The organism is Paenibacillus sp. LS-5 (genome assembly GCF_056121505.1).
Window position 1 is genome coordinate 1 of sequence record NZ_JBWAVA010000028.1, and the last position, 26,052, is coordinate 26,052.

At 47.8% G+C, this 26,052-nt stretch carries 26 protein-coding genes, 1 tRNA gene and 2 riboswitches; of the genes, 14 read left to right on the forward strand and 13 right to left on the reverse strand.

Annotation, left to right across the window (positions count from 1 at the left end; genetic code table 11):
• The first annotated feature begins 487 nt into the window (after positions 1-487).
• From guaB to AC0MA3_RS25305, 9 genes are all read left to right on the forward strand, one after another.
• Positions 488-1,945 carry an IMP dehydrogenase gene (gene guaB, locus AC0MA3_RS25265; protein WP_074086992.1) on the forward strand — a complete coding sequence of 486 codons (1,458 nt, stop codon included), beginning with the start codon at positions 488-490 and terminating at the stop codon, positions 1,943-1,945.
• A gap of 126 nt (positions 1,946-2,071) precedes the next feature.
• Entirely contained in the window at positions 2,072-3,475 is a 1,404-nt protein-coding gene (locus AC0MA3_RS25270; protein WP_379164213.1) for a D-alanyl-D-alanine carboxypeptidase family protein, read from the forward strand.
• A gap of 109 nt (positions 3,476-3,584) precedes the next feature.
• On the forward strand, positions 3,585-4,466 hold the full coding sequence (pdxS, locus tag AC0MA3_RS25275) for a pyridoxal 5'-phosphate synthase lyase subunit PdxS (protein WP_379164215.1): 882 nt from the start codon (positions 3,585-3,587) through the stop codon (positions 4,464-4,466).
• 19 nt (positions 4,467-4,485) lie between these two features.
• Complete coding sequence (gene pdxT / locus AC0MA3_RS25280) at positions 4,486-5,070, forward strand: pyridoxal 5'-phosphate synthase glutaminase subunit PdxT (RefSeq protein ID WP_474658204.1); 585 nt, start codon at positions 4,486-4,488, stop codon at positions 5,068-5,070.
• Between the two features lie 85 nt (positions 5,071-5,155).
• The gene (serS, locus tag AC0MA3_RS25285) at positions 5,156-6,442 is read left to right on the forward strand and encodes a serine--tRNA ligase (protein WP_474658205.1); all 1,287 of its coding nucleotides are present in this window, start codon (positions 5,156-5,158) and stop codon (positions 6,440-6,442) included.
• A 66-nt stretch (positions 6,443-6,508) separates the two neighbouring features.
• Positions 6,509-6,597 (forward strand) — tRNA-Ser (locus AC0MA3_RS25290).
• 160 nt (positions 6,598-6,757) lie between these two features.
• Positions 6,758-7,099, forward strand: coding sequence for a hypothetical protein (locus AC0MA3_RS25295; RefSeq protein WP_379164223.1), 342 nt, complete (start codon positions 6,758-6,760; stop codon positions 7,097-7,099).
• A gap of 15 nt (positions 7,100-7,114) precedes the next feature.
• Positions 7,115-7,267 (forward strand): small acid-soluble spore protein P, encoded by a 153-nt coding sequence (locus AC0MA3_RS25300; protein ID WP_379164226.1) that lies wholly within the window; start codon positions 7,115-7,117, stop codon positions 7,265-7,267.
• Positions 7,268-7,371: 104 nt separating this feature from the next.
• Positions 7,372-8,469 carry a hypothetical protein gene (locus AC0MA3_RS25305; protein WP_379164229.1) on the forward strand — a complete coding sequence of 366 codons (1,098 nt, stop codon included), beginning with the start codon at positions 7,372-7,374 and terminating at the stop codon, positions 8,467-8,469.
• A gap of 110 nt (positions 8,470-8,579) precedes the next feature.
• Here AC0MA3_RS25305 and AC0MA3_RS25310 read toward each other — a convergent pair whose 3' ends face one another.
• Together AC0MA3_RS25310 and tadA are read right to left on the reverse strand one after the other, a co-directional pair.
• Positions 8,580-9,146, reverse strand: a complete 567-nt coding sequence (locus AC0MA3_RS25310) for a GNAT family N-acetyltransferase (protein WP_379164232.1) — start codon at positions 9,144-9,146, stop codon at positions 8,580-8,582.
• Between the two features lie 18 nt (positions 9,147-9,164).
• Complete coding sequence (gene tadA / locus AC0MA3_RS25315; RefSeq protein ID WP_474658206.1) at positions 9,165-9,659, reverse strand: tRNA adenosine(34) deaminase TadA; 495 nt, start codon at positions 9,657-9,659, stop codon at positions 9,165-9,167.
• Positions 9,660-9,970: 311 nt separating this feature from the next.
• On the opposite strand from tadA, the gene AC0MA3_RS25320 reads away from it, so the two are divergent.
• Both AC0MA3_RS25320 and rluF read left to right on the forward strand, forming a co-directional pair.
• Positions 9,971-12,298: an ATP-binding protein gene (locus AC0MA3_RS25320; protein ID WP_379164237.1), complete on the forward strand. Its 2,328-nt coding sequence runs from the start codon at positions 9,971-9,973 to the stop codon at positions 12,296-12,298.
• Complete coding sequence (rluF, locus tag AC0MA3_RS25325) at positions 12,288-12,989, forward strand: 23S rRNA pseudouridine(2604) synthase RluF (RefSeq protein WP_379164327.1); 702 nt, start codon at positions 12,288-12,290, stop codon at positions 12,987-12,989. Before AC0MA3_RS25320 ends, rluF begins: the two co-directional genes overlap by 11 nt.
• A 97-nt stretch (positions 12,990-13,086) precedes the next feature.
• On the opposite strand, the gene motB is transcribed toward rluF, so the two are convergent.
• A complete protein-coding gene (gene motB, locus AC0MA3_RS25330; protein WP_379164240.1) occupies positions 13,087-13,902 on the reverse strand; it encodes a flagellar motor protein MotB in 816 nt (271 codons plus the stop codon).
• The gene (gene motA, locus AC0MA3_RS25335; protein WP_379164243.1) at positions 13,886-14,686 is read right to left on the reverse strand and encodes a flagellar motor stator protein MotA; all 801 of its coding nucleotides are present in this window, start codon (positions 14,684-14,686) and stop codon (positions 13,886-13,888) included. The genes motB and motA overlap by 17 nt, the downstream gene beginning before the upstream one ends.
• A 204-nt stretch (positions 14,687-14,890) precedes the next feature.
• Here motA and AC0MA3_RS25340 point away from each other — a divergent pair, with 204 nt between their 5' ends.
• Together AC0MA3_RS25340 and AC0MA3_RS25345 are read left to right on the forward strand one after the other, a co-directional pair.
• A complete protein-coding gene (locus tag AC0MA3_RS25340) occupies positions 14,891-15,184 on the forward strand; it encodes a hypothetical protein (RefSeq protein ID WP_379164330.1) in 294 nt (97 codons plus the stop codon).
• Between the two features lie 232 nt (positions 15,185-15,416).
• Complete coding sequence (locus AC0MA3_RS25345; RefSeq protein WP_379164245.1) at positions 15,417-15,704, forward strand: 4a-hydroxytetrahydrobiopterin dehydratase; 288 nt, start codon at positions 15,417-15,419, stop codon at positions 15,702-15,704.
• Between the two features lie 132 nt (positions 15,705-15,836).
• Here AC0MA3_RS25345 and AC0MA3_RS25350 read toward each other — a convergent pair whose 3' ends face one another.
• From AC0MA3_RS25350 to AC0MA3_RS25375, 6 genes are all read right to left on the reverse strand, one after another.
• Entirely contained in the window at positions 15,837-16,193 is a 357-nt protein-coding gene (locus tag AC0MA3_RS25350; protein WP_474658221.1) for a c-type cytochrome, read from the reverse strand.
• 95 nt (positions 16,194-16,288) lie between these two features.
• The gene (locus AC0MA3_RS25355; RefSeq protein ID WP_379164251.1) at positions 16,289-16,774 is read right to left on the reverse strand and encodes a GNAT family N-acetyltransferase; all 486 of its coding nucleotides are present in this window, start codon (positions 16,772-16,774) and stop codon (positions 16,289-16,291) included.
• Positions 16,775-17,002: 228 nt separating this feature from the next.
• Entirely contained in the window at positions 17,003-17,494 is a 492-nt protein-coding gene (locus tag AC0MA3_RS25360; RefSeq protein ID WP_379164254.1) for a C40 family peptidase, read from the reverse strand.
• Between the two features lie 5 nt (positions 17,495-17,499).
• Positions 17,500-17,642, reverse strand: a riboswitch (cyclic di-AMP (ydaO/yuaA leader).
• Positions 17,643-18,031: 389 nt separating this feature from the next.
• Positions 18,032-18,460 (reverse strand): C40 family peptidase, encoded by a 429-nt coding sequence (locus AC0MA3_RS25365; RefSeq protein ID WP_379164333.1) that lies wholly within the window; start codon positions 18,458-18,460, stop codon positions 18,032-18,034.
• A 57-nt stretch (positions 18,461-18,517) separates the two neighbouring features.
• Positions 18,518-18,656, reverse strand: a riboswitch (cyclic di-AMP (ydaO/yuaA leader).
• A gap of 221 nt (positions 18,657-18,877) precedes the next feature.
• Positions 18,878-19,708, reverse strand: a complete 831-nt coding sequence (locus AC0MA3_RS25370; protein WP_474658207.1) for a hypothetical protein — start codon at positions 19,706-19,708, stop codon at positions 18,878-18,880.
• 11 nt (positions 19,709-19,719) lie between these two features.
• The gene (locus tag AC0MA3_RS25375; protein WP_474658222.1) at positions 19,720-21,666 is read right to left on the reverse strand and encodes a M1 family metallopeptidase; all 1,947 of its coding nucleotides are present in this window, start codon (positions 21,664-21,666) and stop codon (positions 19,720-19,722) included.
• Positions 21,667-21,836: 170 nt separating this feature from the next.
• On the opposite strand from AC0MA3_RS25375, the gene AC0MA3_RS25380 reads away from it, so the two are divergent.
• Positions 21,837-22,343, forward strand: coding sequence for a YwhD family protein (locus AC0MA3_RS25380; RefSeq protein ID WP_474658208.1), 507 nt, complete (start codon positions 21,837-21,839; stop codon positions 22,341-22,343).
• Between the two features lie 121 nt (positions 22,344-22,464).
• Here the strand turns inward: AC0MA3_RS25380 and AC0MA3_RS25385 are convergent, their stop codons facing one another.
• From AC0MA3_RS25385 to AC0MA3_RS25395, 3 genes are all read right to left on the reverse strand, one after another.
• Entirely contained in the window at positions 22,465-22,938 is a 474-nt protein-coding gene (locus tag AC0MA3_RS25385) for an AbrB/MazE/SpoVT family DNA-binding domain-containing protein (RefSeq protein ID WP_474658209.1), read from the reverse strand.
• Between the two features lie 228 nt (positions 22,939-23,166).
• Positions 23,167-23,856: a DNA-3-methyladenine glycosylase gene (locus AC0MA3_RS25390; protein ID WP_474658210.1), complete on the reverse strand. Its 690-nt coding sequence runs from the start codon at positions 23,854-23,856 to the stop codon at positions 23,167-23,169.
• Between the two features lie 98 nt (positions 23,857-23,954).
• On the reverse strand, positions 23,955-26,027 hold the full coding sequence (locus AC0MA3_RS25395; protein WP_474658211.1) for a transglycosylase domain-containing protein: 2,073 nt from the start codon (positions 26,025-26,027) through the stop codon (positions 23,955-23,957).
• Positions 26,028-26,052: the final 25 nt, after the last annotated feature.

Consider the following 26,052-nt stretch of genomic DNA (forward strand, 5'->3'; position numbering starts at 1 on the left):
AGCCCTCCAGCGCCGATGGTACTTGGACCGAAGGGTCCTGGGAGAGTAGGACGCCGCCAAGCACTGAAAGCCATTGTCGAGTAATCGACAATGGCTTTTTTGTTGTTTTTGTTGAATTTGAGGAATGATAGTAAGGAGATGCTTACATCACCATTGCAGGATGTCGTGCTAGCAGTGAATGGCTATAGGGATTCAGTGATAAAGTGTCCACTCCAAGCGGACTTTCGTCCAAGAATTCGCTTACCCGGAGGCTGTTTTCCGAATAACTTCTCCCATGATGTAATATTCTTGACAGGCCAAAAACCCTTTGCTAAGATGGCAATAATATATTTTTGGACAAGCATCTCAAACCTTAACTGAAGATACGAAAACGTATAGCTTCCAAGTCTTTTTCCGTGTCTGTCGGGTATGGACTTGAACCTTAGTTTCTTCATTCATAAAGTTTGCAGGCGTTTAGAATAAAGACATTTGAGGAGGAATGACCCAGGTGTGGGAAGATAAGTTTGGCAAAGAGGGATTAACGTTCGATGATGTTCTGCTGGTGCCGCGTAAGTCCGAGGTGCTCCCGAAGGAAGTGGAATTGACTACGGTACTAAGCAAGAATGTGAAGCTGAACATCCCCTTGATGAGTGCGGGTATGGATACGGTCACTGAGGCGGCTATGGCAATTGCTATTGCACGCGAGGGTGGCATTGGCATCATTCATAAGAATATGTCCGTAGAGCAGCAGGCGGAAGAAGTGGACCGTGTTAAGCGTTCTGAAAGTGGCGTTATTACCAATCCCTTCTCTCTTACACCAGAACACTGGGTATCCGACGCTGAAGTTCTGATGGGTAAATACCGTATCTCTGGTGTGCCTATCGTAGATGATAACAACAAGCTGGTTGGGATTTTGACCAATAGAGATTTGCGGTTTATCCATGATTTTAATATTCAGATCAAAGAAGTAATGACGCATGAAAATCTGGTAACAGCTGCTGTAGGTACTACCCTTCAAGAGGCTGAAGTCATTCTGCAGCGCCACAAGATCGAGAAGCTGCCTTTGGTGGATGAGAACAACATTCTTAAAGGTCTGATTACAATAAAAGATATCGAAAAGGCCATTCAATTCCCGAATGGTGCTAAGGATGCGCAAGGTCGACTGTTGGTGGGTGCGGCAATCGGTATTTCCAAGGATACTTTTGAACGGACGGAAGCATTGGTAAAGGCCGGTGTCGATCTTATCACTGTAGATTCTGCACATGGTCACCATATCAATATTATTGATGCTGTACGCAAACTGCGTGAGCAATATCCTGATCTTACCATTGTAGCGGGTAATGTTGCCACCGGTGAAGCCACACGTGAGCTTATCGAGGCTGGAGCATCGGTAGTCAAGGTGGGGATTGGACCAGGGTCGATCTGTACCACGCGCGTTATCGCAGGTATTGGTGTACCACAGATTACAGCTATTTATGATTGTGCGACTGTAGCCCGCGAGTATGGTGTTCCCATTATTGCGGACGGCGGAATTAAATACTCCGGGGAGATCACCAAGGCCATTGCTGCAGGAGCATCTGCGGTTATGATGGGCAGCCTGTTCGCAGGTACGGACGAAAGCCCTGGGGATTCGGAAATTTATCAGGGACGTAAATTCAAGGTTTACCGCGGCATGGGTAGTATGAGTGCCATGAAACAGGGAAGTAAAGACCGTTACTTCCAGGATGATGACAAGAAACTCGTTCCTGAAGGTATTGAAGGGCGTGTTGCTTTTAAAGGAAGTCTTTCAGATACGGTTCATCAGCTGATTGGCGGACTTCGTTCAGGGATGGGCTATTGTGGAACCAAGACGTTGGAGGAGCTTCGTAATGATACCTCCTTTATTCGGATTACCGGTGCTGGTCTGCGCGAGAGTCATCCGCATGATGTGCAGATTACCAAGGAAGCACCCAACTATTCCCTATAATATTGGATATTCAGCATTTTAAGGGCAGATAGGACGAATTTCGTCCTGTCTGTCTTTTTTTGAGGGTACCCCTGTGTTAGAATAGAACAAGCAATGGATATGAGGGCAAAAGGAGAGTAGTAATCATTGAAGTACAAGCGTAAATTCAACAGTAAACAATTTGTGATTAAGACAGCGACAGTAGGTCTACTTTTAAATATGCTGGCTTTACCTGTTAATTCGGTGCTGGCAGATGCGGTGAAGACCCCGGCTACTACGGAGTCAGGCACAGCAGCTACCAATGCAACTACAACTAAGACAACAAAAACTGCAGTAAAGATTCCTTCGGTGGAATCGCTGGGATTGAACCTGAAATCAGCCGTTCTGCTGGAACCTACTACGGGTGAGGTACTGCTATCTCTAAATGCGGATGTGCCTCTTCCTCCGGCGAGTATGACAAAGATGATGACAGAGTATCTGGTTACAGAAGCCGTTAACTCAGGACAGTTGTCATGGGATAAAAAAGTCGTAGTGCAGGAGAATGCCTCCAAACAAATTGGATCGCGTATTTTTCTGGCACAAGGGGACGAACATACAGTCAAAGAGCTATACATAGCCATGGCGGTAGGCTCTGCAAATGATGCCACAGTAGCACTGGCAGAAGAGGTTGCCGGTTCTGAACAGCAGTTCGTTGCACTGATGAACGAAACTGCACAGAAGATGGGGATGAAGACGGCCTATTTCATCAACTCAACCGGACTGGACCGGGATGATATGCCTGAGAAGTTCCGACCTGACACAGATCGGGAAACCGTTATGTCTGCTATGGATGCAGCCCTTTTGGCTAAGTTTATTGTAACCGAACATCCGGATTTCACAGATTTCACAACTATACAATCCTACAAATTCCGTGAGCGCGACACAGCACCAATGGTTAACTATAACTGGATGCTGGAAGGTAATAAAAATGTTACGAATTTTAAAGCGTATGCTTATCCTGGGCTTGATGGTCTAAAGACAGGGCATACTTCCAATGCAGGTAACTGTTTCACCGGTACTGCCGTTCGTGATGGGATGCGGCTGATCAGTGTGGTAATGGGAGCCGATTCAGAGCCTCACCGTTTCACAGAAACAAAGAAAGTTCTCGATTTTGGCTTTAATAATTTTGAGATTAAGCAGGTTGTTGCTCCTAAGGCAGTTATTGCGGGCAATGAAACTGTTCCTGTACTAAAAGGCAAGAACAAAGACGTGTCCGTTGTAACAGATGCCGGTGTAACTTTTATCGTGCCTAAGGGTACAGTGTCACCACAGATCAAAACGACGGTAGTCACCAATGATCCATCAACGTTGGTCGCACCGATTGCGGGAGCCAGTAAAGTGGGGAAGGTGACTTATTCCTACCAGGTGGAAGGCATTACTCAAGTTCAGGAGAAGACCGTTAACCTGATTACGGCTGAAGAGGCAGAGAAGGCTGGCTGGTTCAAGCTGCTCATGAGAGCAATAGGAGAGTTTTTTGGCGATCTGTTTAAAGGAATTAAGAACTTGTTCTAGCGGCTGAAAATGTCGAAGACAGGAGAAAATCCGAGTAAATAGGTTGTATATATAGCCGCCTTGCGGTAAAATTATATGTTAGATAAAAGTTCATTCGGGAGGCTTGGTCATGGAAACAGGAACATCGCGAGTAAAAAGAGGTATGGCAGAAATGCAAAAGGGTGGCGTCATTATGGACGTCATGAATGCAGAACAGGCAAAAATCGCTGAGGCTGCAGGAGCAGTAGCCGTTATGGCACTGGAGCGCGTCCCGTCTGATATTCGTGCAGCGGGCGGTGTAGCCCGTATGGCCGATCCTACCATTGTAGAAGAGGTTATCAAGGTAGTAAGTATTCCCGTTATGGCTAAAGCCCGCATCGGACATTATGTAGAAGCGAAGGTTCTGGAATCCCTTGGTGTAGATTATCTGGACGAGAGTGAAGTGCTCACTCCGGCTGATGAAGTCTTCCATATTAACAAACGTGAATTCACTGTTCCATTTGTATGTGGGGCCAAAGACCTTGGTGAAGCACTGCGCCGTATTAATGAAGGTGCTTCAATGATCCGTACCAAAGGCGAGCCGGGAACCGGTAATATTGTTGAAGCTGTGCGTCATATGCGTTATATCAACAGCCAGATCCGCAAGGTAACGAATCTTTCACTGGATGAGCTGTATAATGAAGCTAAGACTCTGGGTGTTGCTTACGAACTGCTGCTTGAAGTTCATCAGCTGGGTAAGCTGCCGGTGGTTAACTTCGCTGCAGGCGGTGTGGCTACTCCGGCGGATGCCGCCTTGATGATGCATCTGGGTGCTGATGGCGTATTCGTGGGCTCGGGTATTTTCAAATCAGATAATCCTGAGAAGTTTGCCCGTGCAATCGTTGAAGCAACCACTCACTTCACTGATTACAAGCTGATTGCAGAAGTATCCAAAAACCTCGGTACTCCGATGAAGGGGATCGATATTGCCTCATTGTCACCGGCAGAACGCATGTCGGAACGCGGCCGTTAATAGAGAGAAGGTTGTCCCGATGATAATAGGAGTGCTGGCGCTTCAAGGCGCTGTAACAGAGCATATTGTCAGTATAGAGAAGACCGGAGCTCAAGGCCTGCCAATTAAACGGGTAGAGCAGCTCGGCGAGATCGACGGATTAATTATCCCCGGCGGTGAAAGCACTACGATAGGCAAGCTCATGCGCAAGTACGGCTTTATTGAAGCTATCCGTGATTTTGCCGACCAGGGAAAGCCCATCTTTGGGACATGCGCAGGCATGATTGTACTGGCGAAGCATATTGCTGGAGGCGAACCCGGCCATTTAGAGCTTATGGATATTACCGTTGCCCGGAATGCGTTTGGCCGTCAGCGGGAAAGCTTCGAATGTGATCTGCAAGTCAAAGGAATCAATGAGCCGGTGCGAGCTGTATTCATCCGAGCTCCGCTTATTAACGAGGTTGGACCGGAAGTTGAGGTGCTCACGCTCTATAATGATGAGATTGTGACTGCGCGCCAGGGCAATTTGCTGGTATCCTCCTTTCATCCGGAGTTGACAGATGATTATAGGCTGCACCAATACTTTGCTGATATGGTAGAGCACAGTGTAGCAGCCAAACAATAGAACTGTATATAAGAACATTCTGACTCTTTCAAAGCTGCGAACAGCAATTTGAAAGAGTTTGGGCTGTTTTCAGGAGGGAAACGTTGTGCTAGATGTAAAAATATTGCGCAGTGATTATGCCAGAGTAGAAGAAGCACTGAACAAACGCGGAAAATCACTTGAATTGATCACTGAATTTCCGCAGCTGGATCTGCGCCGCCGTGAGCTGCTACAAGAGACTGAGGGCTTGAAAAACCGACGTAATACCGTATCAGGTGAAGTGGCAAAGAAGAAGAAGAGCGGTGAACCTGCAGATGATTTAATCACCGAGATGCGTACTGTATCCGACCGTATTAAAGAGCTCGATGATGAAGTCAGATTGCTTGAGGCGCGGATTGAAGAACTGACTATGAGCATCCCTAATATTCCGCATGAATCGGTGCCGGTAGGTAAATCCGAGGAAGAGAATGTGGAGGTACGGCGCTGGTCACAGCCGCGTGAGTTTGGATTTACTCCAAAGTCACACTGGGAGCTGGGACAGCAACTGGACATTATTGACTTTGAAGCCGCTGCCAAGGTTACTGGTTCCCGCTTTGCCTTTTATAAAGGATTGGGAGCGCGTCTTGAACGTGCACTCATCAACTTCATGATGGATCTTCACAGCGGGGAACATAACTATGAGGAGATGCTGCCCCCTTATATCGTTAATAAGGACAGCCTGTACGGTACCGGTCAGCTTCCTAAGTTCGAAGAGGATCTTTTCAAGCTTCGGGATACCGAATATTACTTGATTCCTACAGCCGAGGTCCCGGTAACCAATTACTATCGTGAAGAGATTCTGACAGCTGCGGATCTGCCGAAATATCATGTAGCCTATAGCTCCTGCTTCCGTTCGGAGGCCGGCTCAGCAGGTCGTGATACACGCGGGCTTATTCGTCAGCATCAGTTCAACAAGGTAGAGCTGGTGAAGCTTACTACACCGGAGACGTCCTATGAGGAACTTGAGAAGATGACAGCAGATGCCGAACGTGTTCTACAGCTTCTGGAACTGCCGTACCGGGTATTGGGACTTTGCACAGGCGATATGGGGTTCACCTCAGCCAAGACATACGATCTCGAAGTGTGGCTGCCTGAGAGCGGCATGTACCGTGAAATCTCCTCTTGCTCGAATACAGAGGATTTCCAGGCGAGACGGGCTAATATCCGCTTCCGTAAGGAGCCTAAGGCAAAGCCGGAATTTGTTCATACATTGAATGGTTCTGCACTTGCCGTTGGCCGTACTTTAGCCGCCATTCTAGAGAATTATCAGCAGGAAGATGGCACAGTACTGATTCCGACAGTCCTGCAGCCTTATATGCGTAATGTGAAAGTGATCAGCCCAAAAGCTGAGTAATAATACGGTTGCATAATGACTGAGTTGTGTGCTATAATCCTCTTGCATGTGAAATTTTGATGCATTGGAGAGGTACCGAAGCGGTCATAACGGGGCGGTCTTGAAAACCGTTAGGGTGCAAGCCCACATGGGTTCGAATCCCATCCTCTCCGCCATTCTTTTAAGAGATGAATACATGAAGCTAGAAGCTGCCTTCCTTGGAAGGCGGCTTTTTTTGATCTATCCGGAGGCTTGGTCTCCATTTGTTATGAATGGCATCAAGTATAAAATACGCCCTTTCTCCGCAATGTAATAGGAAGGAGGCTGATAATAACAATGAATCGACAATTACAGCTGGATCAGCAAAGCTTGGTTTCTGCTTGGAAGGAGCGTCTACCTGCTCTAATGGAGGAGGGGGACAGCTTTAATGTACAAGGTGATGCGGCCGACCCAAATAGTCTGCTCATTCATTTTAATGCTGCAGGGCGGCAGGCCTTTTCCCTGGATTTTCGTTGTACTTATGTCGATAGTCGTGAGGTAGCTGTAAGTATGATTGACGTTGAAGAGGCTGGCCGCCATACCGATGAACGTACAGATGCGGTGCAATCATTGGCACAGCAGTATACCAGGCAAATTCATGAATGTGCGCAGGCTCTTCAAGACCTGACCAATCCATAGGAGGTAAACATAACCATGAGCAAACCAAAGAGCATGCCTGTTCCCGGGGTCGAGAACAACCACCAGGAGCGCCGCAAGGATCATAAGTCCTCTGGTCCAGAGCCATTATCCGGTTCGAAAAAGGTTAAGCAGGCTAACCATGTAGATCATCATAATCCTCAGGGCTAAATCACCCTAGAGTAAAATATGCAATGAAATGTTTCTCATTTTTCCCAAATGGTTTATCATTAGGGAGGGTGAAGAAACTTTTTACATGGGAGAGGAGATTTATAATGAACAAAAAATGGGGGTTGTCCGCTGCCGCATTGCTGCTAACCGCTGCAATAATTCTGCCTGGCTGCGCCAACAAAGAGCAAGCACCTAAAGAGGCGTTGAAGTCAGCTGCAGTCAAAGCCACAACGCTCAAGTCGTATGAAATGAAGAGCAAGGTGGTCATCAATAACCTGACTATCGACGCGCCAGCAAACGGGGAGTCAGATGCTGCCACTGCGCAGGTGCTCAGTATGCTGAAGAATGCTGAGGTTACCATAGATGGTGTCTATCAGGCAGATCCAATGCAGACTGAAATGACGCTAGTGCTCAATCTGAAGGGCGATATGACGATGTCGTTTAATATTCCAATGGTTATGACTGCGGAGAAAATGTACATCAAAGTACCTTCTATTCCTTTCCTGCCGCTTCCGGAGACGGTGGTTGGCAAGTTTGTGGAACTTGACCTGAAACAATTGGCAGAGCAGCAAGGAACCGAATTCAACCCTGCATCTATGGATACACAAAAGCTGCAGAAGCTCTCGAATGAGGTGCTTGATACATTGCTCGGCGAATACGATGATCAGAAATACTTTAGTGAAATCAAGCCGAAGGACGCCGCTTTGCCAGAGGGTATTGAAGCCAAGCAGGTAGTTCAATTCAAAGTCACCAATGAAAATGTTAAAGAGGCGCTTACTATCTTTGTGAATAATGCTCTGCCTAAGATTATCGATATTATAAGCAAACCTGAGTATAAGGAAATGTTAAATATTAAGGATACTGACTTGGCAAAAGCCAAAGAAGAGCTTCAGTCCAGCGAAAGTCGTGCAGAATTCGACAAAAGCCTGGCTGACTTGGGAACTTATCTGACCATCAATCAATTTCATATGAATACAGCTATCAATAAAGATGATTTTCCAGTGTATCAGGATCTTCTGATGGATATTAAAGTGAATGACCCTGATAAAGGTGAGAATCTGAGCTTATCCTTAAATGCCAGCAATCAATATAGCAAAGTTAATGAAAAACAGACCTTCACCATTGGTATTCCGCAGGGTGAGAACGTCATTACAATGGATCAGTTAGAGCAGGAATTTGGTTCAATGGGTATGAGTTATTAAACACAAGACTGAATTGAAAAATCCCGTATGTGCGCCAAGACGGCGTTCATGCGGGATTTTTTTGGCTATCTCGTATATTGGTGGGACGGAGCTCTGCATGGGCCGCTTTGTTACTCCTCCTGCATCTGGGCATCGTCAACGAGTATAGCGTATGTACGGTGATCTTGCCATTGTCCATTAATTTGAATGAAGCGCCGGGCAATGCCCTCTGCCTGAAATCCGTTCTTCTCCAGGACCCGGCGTGACCTGTGATTATGAAGCAAGATGGCAGCCTGTACTCTATGCAGGCCCAGGGAACGGAATGCAAACTTAAGGATAAGTCCGACGGCAGCGCTTGTGTACCCTTTTCCCTGCAAGGTATAATCAATAAAATAACCAATATCCGCAAACTGTCCAACACCGCGGACTATATTGGAGATGGTAATCTGGCCAATCAGCTGATCGTTCATTAAAAATATACCGAACATATATGCCCGGTCCTGCATAGACTCCTCCACACGTTGCCTGATGAGCTGCTGATGACTCTCCAGGGTGAAGTAATCCTTCTCCCTCAAAGGCTCAAAAGGCTGATGATGTTCCTTGTTACGGAGACGCAGCTGGAGCAGGTCCTCTGCATTATTAACCTCTAGTAGAGCAATATAGATACCATGAGATGTGTCATATAACTTATGAAACATGAAGTATCCTCCTAAATCCTAAGATTTCTTCCGAAGCCGGCGGAAAAAGGTGGTCAGCAGCTCTGCACATTCCTGCTGGAGGATGCCTTGAATGACCTCGGTTCGATGATTAAAACGCGGCTCTTCCAGAAGATTCATTAGCGTGCCGGCGCAACCGGCTTTGGGATCCGGGGTACCGTATACTGTAAGCGGTACTCTGGATTGGACCATAGCCCCAGCGCACATAGGACAGGGCTCTAGGGTCACGTACAGCGTACAGTCCAGGAGACGCCAGGAATGGAGCAGGGTGCTTGCCTCACGAATAGCAACCATCTCTGCATGGGCGGTAGAGTCCATGGTAGTTTCACGCAGATTATAGCCCCGGCCAATAATTTCTCCGCGGTGAACGATTACGGCCCCAATGGGCACCTCACCCAGGGCTTCCGCCTTACGAGCCTCCTCTATCGCTTGCCTCATCCAATATTCATGAATGGCCAATTCCTCAGAGGACCGTTCATTATTTATATTATCCAATCTCATCTTCCCCTCTGAAACTACTCTTTGTGCAACGAACAAATATTCGTTCTTAACAAATTGTGCATAACTCTGTGGATAAAGCCGGACTTATGCACAAATTTGTACACATCGCTATTTGATAAAATGTTTATATGTGCATAACCTGTGGATGGTTCCTTATCCATTGTAGAGAATGTGTCTGTAAAATTCAATATTTCACGCACAAGGTTCCAGAAGTGAAATGTCTTTTCAAATGAGAAGGCAAAAGGTATGATAATGTTTGAACGCTCCGCTAGGATTTACCAGCGGATAAGAGGTGAACAGACAGCTTGTCTATAAAAATTAAGTTATCGGTAATTATCTTTTGTTCGGTACTTTTAATTCTGGCGCTCAATCTCACACTTAATCTTCATGAAGTCCGAAGCCACCTCCGTAATGAGAGTGTAAATAATATGAAGATGACCGCCAAACAGATTGCCGTTTCCGTCGAGCAGAGCAGCTACAGCTCCAATTATGTGCAGCACCAGATCGCGCAGAACCTGAGATTGGCGGCTATCTTAGCTTCCAAGGAGCTTGATCCGGATATAAAGAATGTAGAGAACAGACAACTGGTTACTCTAGCCCACAAGCTGGGTGTGTCTAATATTTCGCTTCTGGTGAAGACTGAGGATGATGTGGTCGTGGCGAAATCCTCGGACCCCCGTGAGCTTAATCTGTCTACTAAAGGCATGGGTTATTGGTATGTGGCATTTCTTGAGCTGTTCGCGGGCCAGGAGGTATCGGTTGGGCAAGGACAGAGCTTTGAACATTTCTGGTCAGGGCCTTTTGAATATTCAACTTCTAATCCCAAGTATATTGAGAAGTGGGGATACTATTATGATCAATCGAGAAACTACATTATAGACCCTTATATTCGCAGTACTGCCGTAAGCGACTATGTGAAGATCATGAACCCTGATGAGATTGTCAACCAGTCCAAGGAGGTTAACCCGGGGATCCTAGAGATCACAGGGATTAATCCCAAAACTTTTGGAGTATCCACTATGCAATCTGATGGCAGTGATCCAGTATATCTTAAGCTGAGAAACCAGGCGATTAAGTATGGTACTTACAAATATGGCAACGTTGAAGAAGACAGGTCGGCCATCATGGAGGCGCTCAGCAATGGAGAACCCCTTGTCCTGGACACGCAGGCACGTGGTATAAGGGTACTAAAAACCTTCATTCCCATAAAACAGCCTGGAGCTGAGGATTATGTCATCAGTATAGTTATGGATTATTCAGTCATTTCTTCGGTAATCCGGGAGCAGCTGCGGAATAATATAACTACGTCAGTTCTGCTGCTTATTGTCTTCTTCATTGGAAGTTACATCCTTGCAGGCATTGTAACCCGGCCCATTAAAGACATCCTCGCCAAGGTGAATGACGTGGCCAGAGGCAAGTTCGAGCCCCCGCTGAATGTGGCCAGCCGTGATGAGCTTGGGCAATTGGCCCACCGTATTAATGCCATGACCTCGCATCTGCTGCAGCATACGAACCGGCTGGGACAGACACTGGAAGAAAACCGTGCCGTCAAAGAACGTCTGGAGTCTGTGATTAACGGCACCTCCGATGCGATCCATACGATGGATATGGAAGGCCGGATACTCAGCACGAACCGTGCCTTTGAGGAACTGTACGGCTGGAGTGCCAACGATGTATGGCATAAGATGCCTTACCTGGTGCCAGCCACTGCGCAGAAGCAGGAAGAAGACAGACTGAGAGAGTTGAAGAACGGGGCTGTTCTGCCTCCACTGGAGACCATTAGATTAAAACGTGACGGGTCGCTCGTCGAAGTCAGCGTCAGCAGCTCGATTATCCGTGACGAGGAAGGTAATCCGCAGTCATTCGTTCATGTCTCTCGTGACATGACAGAGCGCAACCGGATAGAAGAACTGTTGAGACGGTCGGAGAAGCTGACTACCGTCGGCCAACTTGCGGCTGGGGTAGCCCATGAAATCCGGAATCCGCTCACAACACTTAGAGGATTCCTGCAGCTGCAGCAAGAGAAAAGGCTTCTGGTGCCGCTTCATATTGATCTCATGCTATCTGAGCTGGAGCGGATTAACCTGATCGTAAGTGAATTTTTAATTTTGGCCAAGCCGCAGGCAGTTCATTTTCAGCTAAGAGACGTCCGGCTCATTCTGGGTGATGTTATTTCTTTGCTGGACAGCCAGGCGCACTTGTTCGGAATTGAATTTGAAGCCCGCTTCTCCGAACAGCCGGCAACGGTGCATTGTGAAGAAAACCAGCTGAAGCAGGTGTTTATCAACATCGTCAAAAATGCAATTGAGGCTATGCCAGATGGCGGTACGATCACACTTGAGCAACGCATAGTAGGAGATATCGTAGTGATCGTAATCTCTGATGAAGGAGAAGGCGTCCCTGAGGAGATGCTACCTAAGCTTGGGGAGCCATTCTTTACCAATAAGGAAACCGGGACGGGCCTTGGGCTCATGGTCAGCCAGAGGATCATCCAATCTCATAAAGGCAGCATAGAAATACGGAGTGAATACGGATCGGGGGCAGAAGTTACAATTAGGCTGCCTGTCGCCGGAGAGCAGGCCCCTGGGCAGGTCATGAATGAAGAACGGAGTGAAGAGAGAAGTGAGAATTAATAAGTTCATCAGTGAGACAGGATTCTGCTCACGGCGTGAAGCGGACAAGCTGGTGGAAGGCGGTAGAGTTAGCATCAACGGAGAGCCTGCTGTGCTTGGCAGTCAGGCGGAGCAGGGGGATGAGGTGCGTATAGACGGTAAACTGCTTGAAACGGGCAGTAAGGTTGTCTACATTGCGCTGAATAAGCCGGTCGGCATTACATCTACCACAGAAGCTCATATTCAAGGGAATATTGTCGATTTTGTCGGGCATCACGAGCGTATTTTTCCCATCGGCCGGCTTGATAAGGATTCGGAAGGATTAATTCTGCTGACCAATGATGGAGATATCGTTAATAAAATATTACGGGCCGAAGGCAAACATGAGAAGGAATATATCGTGACTGTGGATCGTCCCATTACCCCATCCTTCATTTCAGGGATGTCGAGTGGGGTCAAGATACTGGGCAGCCGTACACTCCCCTGTGAAGTGACGCGGATCAGTGAGCGGGTCTTCCGGATTATTCTTACAGAAGGCAAGAACCGGCAAATCCGCCGTATGTGCGCTGCTTTTGGATATGAGGTCCGGCGGCTGCAGCGCATCCGTGTAATGAATATCCGTCTGGGTACACTTCAAACCGGAGAGTGGCGTGAGCTTTCTGTGCAGGAGAAGCAAGAACTGGGCGCTATGCTGAATTATCAGCTACTGTAACCGGCGGTCATGGAGACAATATTGGTATAACAAAAAGAGCTGTTCTGAAGGTCGTATCCAGACCCTTCGGAACAGCTCTTGTTGAATACTAAGATTATTATTTTCCGGTAGCTGCAGCTTCAGTACTCTGCGTTGCATCCACATACTTCCGAAGAACTGAGACTTCGACGCGGCGGTTCTTGGCCCGTCCGGCAGCCGTGGAGTTATCCGCGATCGGATGATATTCCCCATATCCAATAGGACTGAACTTAACCGGGTCCAGATAAGGGTTTATCAGCAGAATCTTCATGAATTGCAGCGCACGGGCTACACTGAGATCCCAGTTGGAAGGATACTCACTGTTGGAGATTGGGATATTATCCGTATGGCCCTCTACCAGTATTTCGTAATCCGGAAATTGCTGCAGCATGGTGGAGATGGACTTCGCCAGCTGACGGGATTCATCCTTTACTACGGCCTCTCCGGAAGAGAACAGAGCATTGTCACTGATGGTGATTGTCAGCTGGGACTGATTGAGCTTGGTGCTAAGCAAATCGGTCAGGCCGTTATTCTTGATATACTGATCGAATTGCTTCTTCAGCTTCTCCAGTTCCTCTTGCTCTTTTTGTTTCAATTTGGCAAGGTCCGCCTTACCGGTATTAGGGGCAATGACATTGTTCATTTTATCTTGTTTACCCTGATCCAGTTGCGTATTTGTAGGAGCATCGGATTTATATTCCAAAACTCCAGACCCTCCATTCAGTGCTGAACTGAAAGCCTGTGACATTTCTTCGAATTTCTTCGCATCTGTTGCACTCATCGCATACATTACGAGGAACAGGGCTACCAGCAAGGTCATTAAGTCGGAATAGGGCAATAACCAGGTCTCATCGGCGTGTTCTTCATGCTCCTCATGTCTAGTCTTTTTGCTCACTAGAAGCACCCTCCTTGTCACTCAGCTTTGCGCGTTCCGCTGGTGTGAGGAAGACAGACAGCTTCTGGTTGATAGCGATTGTGGATACGCCGGATTGAATGGATAACAGCCCTTCCACCATCATCAGTCTGACCTCAATTTCCCGCTTCGACAGACGCTTAAGCTTATTTGAGATAGGATGCCAAAGGACATAACCCGTAAAGATACCGACCAGGGTGGCAATGAAAGCGGCCCCGATGGCGTGAGCCAGTTTTTCCATTGCACTCATATCGGCTAGTGCTGCAATTAGCCCGATAACGGCCCCGAGAACCCCGAGTGTTGGTGCGTACATACCGGCTTGAGAGAAGATCAGAGCTCCGGCCTTATGCCTATCTTCAGTAGCATGGATATCTTCCATTAGCACATCACGGACAAACTCCTGATCGTTGCCGTCAATAATCATCCGCATACCATTACGAAGAAAGTTGTCTTCAATTTCGTCGACCTTAGATTCGAGGGCAAGTAAACCTTCGCGGCGGGTAATGGAAGCCCACTCCATGAACATGGTGATAAGGTCCGATTTGCTGACCATTTTTTGTTTTACGAAAATTAGCTTTAACAACGAGGGGATTTTTTTTACTTCCGAGAACGGGAAAGCCATAAATATAGATGCGGCTGTACCCAAGAGGATAATTACGTAAGCTGCAGGTGCATTTAGGGCATGCAGTGGGGCGCCCTTTAGATACATCCCCCATACTAATGTAACCAGACCAAAAATTAAACCTATAATTGTTGAAATTTCCATTATGCACCTCGTCCATGAGAATTAAGATGTGATCCGACTATACCGCGTGTATCATCCATGAACAGCGGCGGGACACTCTGCGTCTGATCAATTAACGTATATTCTTATTTATCGACAGGATTCCCTTTTTTGTGAAGTCATTTTTTCGGCTATAATGAGTAAGGCAGGTTATTATTCATCTATGGAGAAAACGGAGTGATTGACGTGGGTGTGAAGCATGGCAGAGATTATAGTGAAATTCTTAGTGAACTGACAGAAGCAGTAGGAAGGATTTCTGACGGGTATGTGTTTTTTGAGATGGAACCCGATGAGTGGCAGGAACTGCCGCAAGAATCGAAGATGGAGGTTTGGGAAGCGCTCGCTGAGGATTTATTCTACGCCTTGGGTAATGAACCGGTTATTGAGGTTGGTAGTGGCGTTGTAATTTACGATAAGGAAACACATCGGATAAATATTTTGCTGGGCGAAGAAGATCTGGCTTCAGTCCTTTTGGTCTAAAACAGGTAGCCGCCGATAGCCGGTTTGCCCGTAGCCTGTGCCACGTGGTAAAATTGATAGAGCTAGGTTCTACTTGCCAGGATTTACGAATACAATAAACCGAAAAATAGCCCTCATCCTGGCGCATCCCTTGGACTTATATAAGCTGAGGGATGTTTTGTTTAAGGCACCCTCACACATTGTGAAGGAGATATAAGGATTTTGTTGTTAATCTAGTAAGGGAGGAAGAACATTGCAATTTACGGAAGAAGAGCTGCGGGAGCAGGCGAGCAAGCTGGAAGGATGGAAGCTGGAGCCGAGTACCCTGGTGCGCAAATACATGTTCAACGAATATATGAAGGGCATTGCTTTTGTGGATGAGGTAGCAGCTATCTCGGAAGCATTCGAGCATCATCCGCATATTACAGTTGACTACAAAACTGTCGTCCTGCGTCTGTCTGCTGTGGGTGAAGATGGCCTTACGGCACTTGATATCCGGCAGGCCCATGAATTTAATGAGGCTTTTGAGAAGAATCGTTAACACTCCAACCCTTGCAGGACAGATTAGAGATTGGAAATTCATATCCCTTATATAAAAAATGCCCTGTACGGGATCTACATGATCCTTGTACGGGCATTTTGTGTTACGGAGGTGATGTAATAATGAGGAGAACTACTTCTTCTCCGCAAGCCACATCGCTACATTCGCGATCTCCTCGGGCGCCAGCTTATCCTTGAAAGAAGGCATCTGTCCGCGGCCCTTGGTGACAATGGTATAAATCTCTCCGGCGTCATGCTTGCCGCCTTCCTGCTGGAGACTAGGGCCGACAGCGCCCTGGAGCTGGTCACCATGGCAGGTGATGCAATTAGCCTTCACTGTAGCCTCGGCGCTCGCCGCATCCATCTGTACTTCGGGCATTGTTGGTTTGTTCTCCTCAGCGACTTCGGCTTTGCCGGGCAAGGTGAACATTAAGATTACCGCAAAGGCACAGGCGGCAAAAAACAAACCGCTCATGATCCATTTCTGCATCTGCATCCGTCCCCTCCTTGTAAGCTGCTTCCTACATTATACAAGAAGGTAAAGCGTTATCATAGCATTTGTGACAAAAAAATGAATGATTTGTGCTATTTGTTATAGACCATACAATAAAATGGCTTATCTCCCGTCGGAGTCCGGCGTTCATAAGTATCTGTAATAGTAAATCCGCTTTTTTGATAAGCGCGAATCGCCCTCTGGTTCCAGGTAAGCACCTCCAGATCAATCTCACGCTCCGGATAACGTGATAGGGCTTCCTTGACGATCGCATTCATGAACAGATGACCCATACCCTGCCCGCATAGATCAGGCCGCATGCCAATTCCAAGCCGGACAACACCCTCCATCGGGAATAGCTGTGCAAAACCGCAGAGGATACCTTGGCTATTCAGCACAGAAACATACTGCTCGCTACGCAGCCGGGGATCACCGAATTCAACATCTAAGGCCTGCATTTGCTCCCAGGACATCCAGCCATAAATGTTGTATGGAGGTTTATATACCCATTCACATATTTCTGCAGCGTGATTCACTTCCATGGGGACAACGTAAAAAGTTACAGAAGAACTAATCATCCGCTATCCGCCTCCCTTCAGAATGAAACGTTATATCATAATTATATACAAAACCATTCCATTTCGACGCATAAAAATATATTTTTAGAATTAGCAAAAATCGCGGTTTTTTATGTTTTGCAAATAACGAGGAGGGTAAGTAACTTTTATAGAGACAAAAAAACAAGCCCCCTCCAAGATTTCGGCAAAAATCCTGGAAAAGAGCTTGTTCAGTTACAATATTAGACCTTATTGTACATCGTCGTTATCTTGTGAATCAGTAGCAACTGCTTGATAAGCATCTGTGCTCATAATTCGTTTGGCGCCAACGTAGCGGTTGACGTAGTAGCTGTCACTCAGCGAGCTGATGGTTACACCGCGCTTGGAAGAAGCGTGTGCGAACTTGCCTTCACCGACATAAATGCCGACATGGGATATTCCTTTGCCGCTTGTATTAAAGAATACAAGATCGCCTGGTCTAATGTTATCACGGGATACGGCAGTACCCATTTGATATTGGGAACCAGACTGGTGAGGAAGGTTGATTCCAATCTTATCAAACACATACATGGTAAATCCGGAGCAATCAAACCCGTTAGTCGAAACTCCGCCGGATACGTATTTAGTACCGATGGCTTTGTCGATAACCTGGTCCATCTTGGAGTCTGCGAAAGCGCTTCCCGCTCCGATGGTAAGAATGATGGAAAAACTGAGTAGTGCGGCTGCCAGCTTCTTCTTCAAAAGTAAATACCCCTTCCAAATGCCTACGAGGTTAGCTTAAGGGTTCGGTTGAAGGTCCCCTATGACCCCTCTGTGAATAGGAGGTCAATTCACCCAAAATCGGTTCCCCCGTTTCCTTAATAATTAAGGAACTCGGCACGACTGTTGATTAGGATTAGCTTACGGATCAAACAATGACAAAACCTTTGTAAATCAGGTTTGAATAATTACAAAAATGTTACTATCGACTTACTGCGATAATTGTAACAAAGACAGAAGCAGTTGGCAATCACTAAAAGCATATAAATACATATTTTTTGAGCCTTTTAAGAGAAAAATGCCTAATTTGCGCTTGTTTATTACTCCGTAAGTTAGAGGTATGGAAGATTTATCTGGAATATTTATCAAAAAGGGTGTTTCAAAGCTCTAAAAAGTGTGTAAAAGGGAGAATAAGGAAAAGGAAAAACCCGGAAATGATTACGGCAATAATCAGTTCCGGGCTCGTATAAGTTACATTTAGTTGTTAGAGGTGTGATTTTGAGGGGATAAAAACTTCAATTAGTCGTAGGCAACGGTCTTGTAAGCTGTAGTGCTCATCACTCGTTTAGCGCCAACGTAGCGGTTGGCCCAGTAGGCTTGACTCAGCGAAGAAATATTTACACCGCGTGAACTGGAAGATTGTGCGAATTTGCCTCCACCGACATAAATGCCGACATGGGAAACTCCTGATCCAAAGGTATTGAAGAATACCAGATCGCCTGAACGCAAGTTGTTCCGTGATACGGATGTTCCCAGGCTGAATTGTGCCTTGGACGTGCGTGGTAGGGTAAGTCCGACACTTTTAAAAACATACGAGGTGAAGCCGGAGCAATCGAAACCGTTTGTGCTGGTGCCTCCGAATTTATAGGTGGTTCCAATAGTTTTAGCAATGACGCTGTCCATCTTCGAATCAGCGGAAGCGCTACCAGCTCCGATGGAGAATACCATTACTAGTCCAAGTGCTGCTGCGGTACATTTTTTCTTAAAATTCTGACTTCTCAAAAGATGTACTCCTTCCAAGGCCTGCGAGGTTAGCTTAAGGATTCGGTAGAAGGTTCCCCTATGACCCCTCTAAAGCGAGATCAATTCACCCAAAATATGGTTCCCCCACTTCCCGGTGCAGGGAATTTGGCGTTTTATGCACCAGAAGAGCGACGTGTCGACAATTTGCAAATGCTTGTAAGTTTATTGTGTTTGAATGTGCTGCGTCTTAAAGATTACAAATTTGTTACTAGTAGTACAGGCATCATTGTACCAGAGGATTTACAGTTTTGCAAATACACTTATTTACTTTGTAATCCAAAAAAAGAGTCCCGCTCCCTCAAGGAGCAGTGACTCTTTTTTTATGCCGGCAAATTGCAGTATTTATTGTGGAAATGATTTACTGGACCAGAGATGGTATTGTGCGGCGATTCCCCACATTTTGAACAGTGTAGTGGGGAGGGGAGAGAACTGCCTCAGCAGAAGTGCCGGCATCCCGGGACAAAAGATCGACATCCCGCCACAAGCAAGCATCATTACCAATCCCCCTGCTCCCATCACCGCCGATACTCCCACTGAAGGAATGATTACTTTCAGACAGACCAGCAGAGAAGACAGGGTTCCTGTACCACCTGTATAACCGAACTGCATGTACAGCAGCATTTTTCGGATGAAGAATAGATATAATAGCCAAACCAGAATGTAGGGTACCAATTTCAGCAGCAGCTTATAATCCACAATTCCGGTAAGCAGCAGATCGTACATTCTGGGAAGAAGCCAGTAGAGCGGCAGCGCTGTAAGCACCCATTCTGCAAGACTGAACAGCAACACCGGAAGCCCATATAGCCGCATACCCGGAAAAAAGAACATTCCACGCTCGCCTTTACGTTCCTGATGAAGCTCATGGAGCAATCCTGCCCGGATGAATGGTGATAGCAGGAGCCTTATTGCACTTAAACCCAGCAGCATCCAGAGCCATTGTTGAACACCGGAATGTGTGCTTAGTGCGATCTGTCCCTCCACATAATACAGAAGCCTGCCCATTGCACTGCCACCCGCATCCTGATCAGGGTAACGCAGCAGTATCGGAACCACTGCGCTTTTAACAAACTTGTACATGAAATAACTCCAAAACAACCTGTAGATAAACAACAGAATCAGTATATAGAATTGTTCCTTCATGCTGTACCAGCCGCGGGATATCGATCTTTTCACAATCCTTCACCTCACCAGACAAGAGTTCCGAGCAGATTTTCAATCAGGTTGGTTATGCTAAGCGTCCAGCGAGAGAGCGTGTCGGGTTCCAGTTCTGCCAGTCTGAAATTATTCAGATGCCTACTCTCCAGCAGGATGGAGTGCCCGGGATCAATCTCTGCCGATACCAGCGGCGCTTTGTAGGAGAGTTGAAACGTAGTTTTCTTGTCTTTTGCATTCCAATATCTTTGAACGGTATATCCATCCGAAAAGGTGAACTTCACAGGCACCTCTTCGTACTGGCTGCTCTTGTTGCTCACGGTGACCGATGAATCATAACGGAGATTTTCTGTGCCGGTCCCTTTTTTGTGAACGGTATTGATAATGTCATCTACAGCAAAATCAGGAGCACCACCACTGTATACATATTGATCAAAGTAGGCTTGCCATGATTTTTTGGTCACTTTTTCTACGATCTTTTGAAAATCGGCAGTGGAAGGGTGCTGGAATCGGTATTTGCGGGCATAGGCAGCCATGATGGCATCCATGGTTTTGGTGCCAACTTGCTGTTCAATATCTTTGAGCACCAGTTTGCCCCGGATGTATACGTTGCGTGTATAAGCATCATCACCTGTATATTTCCAGGTCTCCAGATTGAGCGGCTGTGATGAGGTAACCAGACTAGACTGAAGCGCTAAGTTGGGTGCTACGCCATATTCCTGTTCCATCAGCCGATCTTCTGCATATGAGGTGAAGCTCTCATCCAGCCAGGCCTCCTCAAATTCATTGCTGGCGATCATGCCATAAAAAAACTGATGCCCGATTTCATGGATAACAGTACGCTCAAGCTGGGTGCCCGGGGCATCCTCGGCTGCGCCGAAGGCGGTGATGAGTGTGGGATATTCCATCCCGCCTGCGCCATTCCCAGCCTTTGGCGGAACAACGATGGATAGTGTCGAGTAAGGATAAGAACCGTACCATTTGCTGAAGGCACTTAGAGCAGCTTTGGCTGCCTGGAAGTACCGCTCCTTCAAATCTTTGTGCACCGGGTCCAGATAGAGCTTAATCCTTACCCCGGGCACTCCGGGTGCCGAGAAGGCTTCCTCTGCAACCACAAAGTCGGGAGAGGCAGCCCAGGCAAAATCATGGACATCATCAGCGTAGAACTGATAAATCTTCTGATCCTGTTTCAGCTTGGCGGTCTTCACCGGAAATCCGGTTGCTGCGACAGTGTAATTGGCGGGTACGGAAAGAGTGATACTGTATATCCCGAAGTCGCTGTAGAACTCGGAGGTGCCGTGATACTGGTGCAGATTCCATCCTTCCTGCTTCGCCCCGCGGGTGCCGGCTGGCTCATACACGCTAAGTTTGGGAAACCATTGTCCGGCCATTACAAAATTACCTGATATTCCCATTCGGGCGAAGATTTTTGGCAGTTTGACTTCATACTTCAGCCTGAGCGTAACGCTTTCTCCCCCGTTCACGGGTACAGGAAGATGCACCTTGACCAGTGTCCTGTCATTCATATTGCCGTCGTCAGGCTGGACATACTGCAGACGCTGCATGAGCGAGACACCGTTAGAAGTCCGCAGATCGGTCAGGGTCATACTGCCGTATCCGTTCGCTGGCATTGTATCCCCGCGCAGTGTACCTCCGGATTCTTTCATAAAGGTAGTATCTTTAGAGGCAAAGGCGTTTGGATAAAGGTGAAAGTAGAGGTCTTGTACCGGTTTTTGACCGGGATGTGTCCAGGTAACTGTCTCGGAAGCCCTTAATGCCCCTGCAGAGGGGATTAGCTGCGCGTCAATATGATATTCGGTTACCCGTTTGCTAAGAGCTTCCGAGACGGGGAGCGGCTTACTCTCCGGGAGAACGGGCTGCGGAGCTTTGATCTGTGCAGCTATAGGGGACTTGGCCTCTTTTGGTGCGGCAGCTGTCAGGACAGCAGAGTTATGCCCTGAAAAAGCTCGGATTCCCATTCCTGTAAGAGTGAAGGCGGCCAGAGCTGCAATGATGAGGGTGTACCTAAATGACAGTGGCTTCATACTGTGATTCCTCCCGTGACAAGCATCTACGGGATGTATATGTTTGCATTCGGCGCATTATTAGCTAAAATTAAATTATTAGTGAAAGGGAAGGATGTGCACTTGTGGATAACAACCAACCAGAGGGTAAAAAACCGATGGCTCTGAATATCGTGAACGCCAAGAGCAAGCATAAAGGCTTTGGAGCAGGCTCCATCGATTTGAACAATGTATCGCCGGTTATTATTGACGGCGGTGAGGCCGTTATCGATATCGGTGCCATGCATGCCAAGAGCAAAGTGGAGAAGGGAATTAAATTCAGTCCGAACCGTGAGGATGTACCGGACGGAAGACAGGTATGGGTGGTATGGGTGGCTGTGGACCGCACCCCGGAAGGCCAGTCTTATGGCGGGATTACCGCCTGCGAGATGTGGATTGACACCGAAGCACGCAGGGGCTGGAAGATTCTTGCCGATCATGTGAACAAGCTGGATTCCGCCTTGAAGCGCAGAGTAATTCTTGAGGGGCTTGGAGCAGCGGACAAAGCAGCCTTGAAATCACTCCTGATTACCCACAACTCAGAGTGGTGGAATGCATCGGCTGAAGAGCTCAAAGCTGCATTGTCAGAGTAATGTTCCATATGTATCTAGCGAGGACAGATCATTCGCACACTAAACAGCCAGGCCTCCTAATTCAGGAGACCTGGCTGTTTGTATTGTGTATGAAGTTCAGGATGTCGGGTAGAGCTTTATCCTATGTTCCGCTGAGCAGGTTGAGCTTGCGCTTGAGCTGGCTAACCCGGGCTTGGCTGATGCCAAGCACCTCCGCAAGCTCTTTCTGATTGGCATAGGGGTGATCCTCTATAGCCTTCTCTAGGCGCTGGCTCATTTCCTCGGTCTTTGTCCGCCGCCCCCCGCGGGCAGGTTCTAGATTCCTGTCTGCAGGGCTTTGCGGCTGAACGTTGTCATCAGCTGTCCGATCCGGATTACTGAGCTCTTTCAGACAGTTGTTGCAAATGAACTGATCTTTGTAATAGGTCACATGATCAAGACTTCTGCAGAACGTGCATTCCGTTGAGGTGTACTTTCTGAGTACGACAATTTCATCATCCAAAATGAAAAATTCGATAGAATCCCCAATGTCGATATTTCGAGTCATTCGGATTTCTACGGGAACCACAATTCTGCCAAGACTGTCTAAACTCCGGATCATGCCTGTATCCTTCATCCCATGTCCCTCATTTACATCTTTAATTTTTTTTGTGGATATCTATGATTATAGCAGTAATTGTAAGTTGTGAGAACGGGGAAAGCGCATTCATTTATAGATATTTTGTAAAAAAAAGGGAAATATTTCCGTGTATTTAAAAATCTCTCCATCCGGGAAGTCCGAAAGGAGAGATTAATTAGGGTTCTTTTGTTTTTTACCCAATTTTGGTTTGCCGAAACAGTCTCACTAATCTTTAGGTTGATAAAACGGCTGTGCTTGTCTATCCAGTACAGAGACGTAAGGGTTGCTTCTGAGGTAGAACCGCCAGGGAAGCTGGGCATATTCTTCGGCATAAGAAATATTGATTCGCGGTGCTTGTACAATATCCAGCGTATTCTGCGGGTCGCCCTGCTCCAGCCACAGGGGGCCCGCAGGATCATTCAGCTGGCATCCGTTTAGGCTTTTGTCTATGTGAAGTGCCCGGCATAGTTTTCCCGGACCGCCGGAGAGGTCCGACGGCTTCTTGACCGTTATGCCCCGATAAGCCCCCATCTGCTCCGCATCGGTTCCGGTCAGCGGTTCTACCGCACGGATCAGCACAGCATGCGGATGATCTGCGGCAGCTGTCACTACATTGACGCAGTGGTACATACCGTAAATGAGATATACGTAGGCAACTCCACCAGTTCTGAACATGACTTCGGTACGTGCCGTGCGGCGTCCGCCGTAAGCGTGGCTGCCCTTATCTTCTGAGCCGCCATAGCTTTCAGTCTCGACGATCCGGCAACGGATCTCCCCGTCTTCGGTCCGCCGGACCAGATGCTGTCCCAGAAGTAGCGGTGCAGCCTGGAGCGCCGGCAGTGTATATATATGCGGCGACAAGAGTTTTCTGGAAGATAGCTCTTCTCTGCCATCTGCGTTACCCTTCAGTTCCATGATCAATGACACCTCTCTGGCCGAATCGGGTAATCATCAGCACCCTCCTCGTTGATTGGTCCCATCGTACCGCAGGAACTGCAGCAGGGCAACCGAGATCAGTTCATCCACCAGCGTTTGATGTCATTCCACAGGGAATGATCTTCTTTGTTACCTGCAGCCGGGGGAACATCCTTTGCGTCCGCAGGGTTATTAGAACCGTCTGTGCCGTGTTGATCACAATACTCTTTTGGCTCCGTACCGCTGATGAAGGTTTCCAATACCTTCTGAGGACAAGCTGCCGTAGCGAGCTTACCGGACTCCGGATCGATATAGACACTGACAACCCCATCGGGTATCGGGAAGATTTTGGGTGGTACGTTTGCCAGTGCTTTTTCCGTATATTGGGCAAAAATGGGGGCGGCACGCCGTCCGTCCGTTGTAGCAATATTTCGGCCTTTGTCATACCCGACCCAGACAGCTGTTGCGAGCTCGGGCGTGAATCCGACCATCCAGCCATCGGTATCAGTCGTTCCGGTCTTTCCGGCAACAGGGCGTTTAATAATGGACGCCACACGGTTGCCTGTTCCTCCGCTCTCAAATACGCCTTCCATCAGCCGGGTTAGTACATACGCCGCGGCCGGTTCCACAACCTGCTCTCCCTGCTTTTGGGGAGCCTCGTAGAGTAGCCGCCCATTGGCATCAGTAATCTTTAGAATCGCCGTGGTCGGAAGCTTCACGCCTCCTCCGCCGATCACAGCAAAGGCGGACGCCATCTCCAGCGGGCTCACTGGCGAAGTGCCCAGTGCCAGAGAAGGTACTCGCTGGAGCGGACTGTCAACACCCATTTTAGCCGCCATTTCAGCCACTTTATCCGCGCCTATTTTCATAATGGTGTTCACAGCATAAATATTATCGGAGGCAGCAATGGCCTGGCGCATGTTGATTTCCCCCAGATATCTGTCGCCGAAGTTTTTGGGCTGATAGGTCTTGCGGTCATTGTCATAATGGAACAGCGTGGGCTGGCTGTTGAATACGGACAGTCCTGTCATTGTTTTGGAGGATAGGGCAGTTAAATACATAATAGGCTTGAAGGAAGACCCGGGCTGCCGGGTAGTGGCCAAAGCATGATTAAACTGATTGGTGCGGTAATTTTTGCCCCCGACCATGGCCTTGATATATCCTGTCCGGGGATCTATAGACACAAGTGCTGTCTCCAGATCACTGGCGGAATCCATCCCTTTGTCCACAGCCTCCTCGGCCGCCTGCTGCATATCAGGATCGAGCGTCGTATATACGTTTAATCCGCCCTGATCCAGTTCTTCGCTGCTGATGTGAAGAGAATCTATGACCAGACTGCGGACATAGTCACGGAAGTAAGGGGCAATGACGGTGGTGTTTTTTTCCCCCTGCGGCTTGAAGTTTAAGGGTTCCAGCGAGGCGGAAGTGGCTTGCGCCTCCGTAATATCACCCGTTTCAATCATCGCAGCCAATATAATCCGCTGGCGTTTTTTGGCATTCTCCATATGGGTGTAGGGAGAATAGTAGGTCGGGCCTTTGGGAATACCGGCAAGCAAGGCACTTTCCGCCAGATCAAGGTCTGCGGCAGCTTTGCCGAAATACATTCTTGAGGCTGCTTCGATCCCATAGGCGCCATGTCCATAATAAATCTGATTCAGATACATATTGAGAATCTCGTCTTTGCTGTATTTCATCTCAAGCTGCATCGTATAGAGGGCTTCCTTGGCTTTGCGGGTCCAAGTCTTCTCATGGGTCAGGTAAAGATTGCGCGCAAGCTGCTGGGTCAAGGTACTCGCTCCCTGCGTGCGGTCCCCGGACTCCAGATTCGCAAGAACCGCACGGCCCATGCCTCTGGCATCAAAGCCTAAGTGATTGTAGAATTTACGGTCCTCCACAGCAAGAGTAGCTTGAATAAGCAGCGGTGAAATCTGTTTAAGCGTTACAGGCTCCCGGCTGCGGCCATCGGCGGTAAAGGTCGTTAGCACATTCCCGCGGGAGTCGAGCAGCTTGGAGCGGATATCGTCAGCAATCGGCGGAAGATCCTTTTGATAGAGGTAACCCAGCAGCGCGCAGGCCGCCAGCACCAATAGCACACTTATCACAGTCAACAGCCGGAAGAGCCGGCGGAGTCGGTGTTTAGGTTTGGGAGGTATTGCAGGTTCGCGCGGCATGGCATCGGGCTCCTTCTCTTTTTGC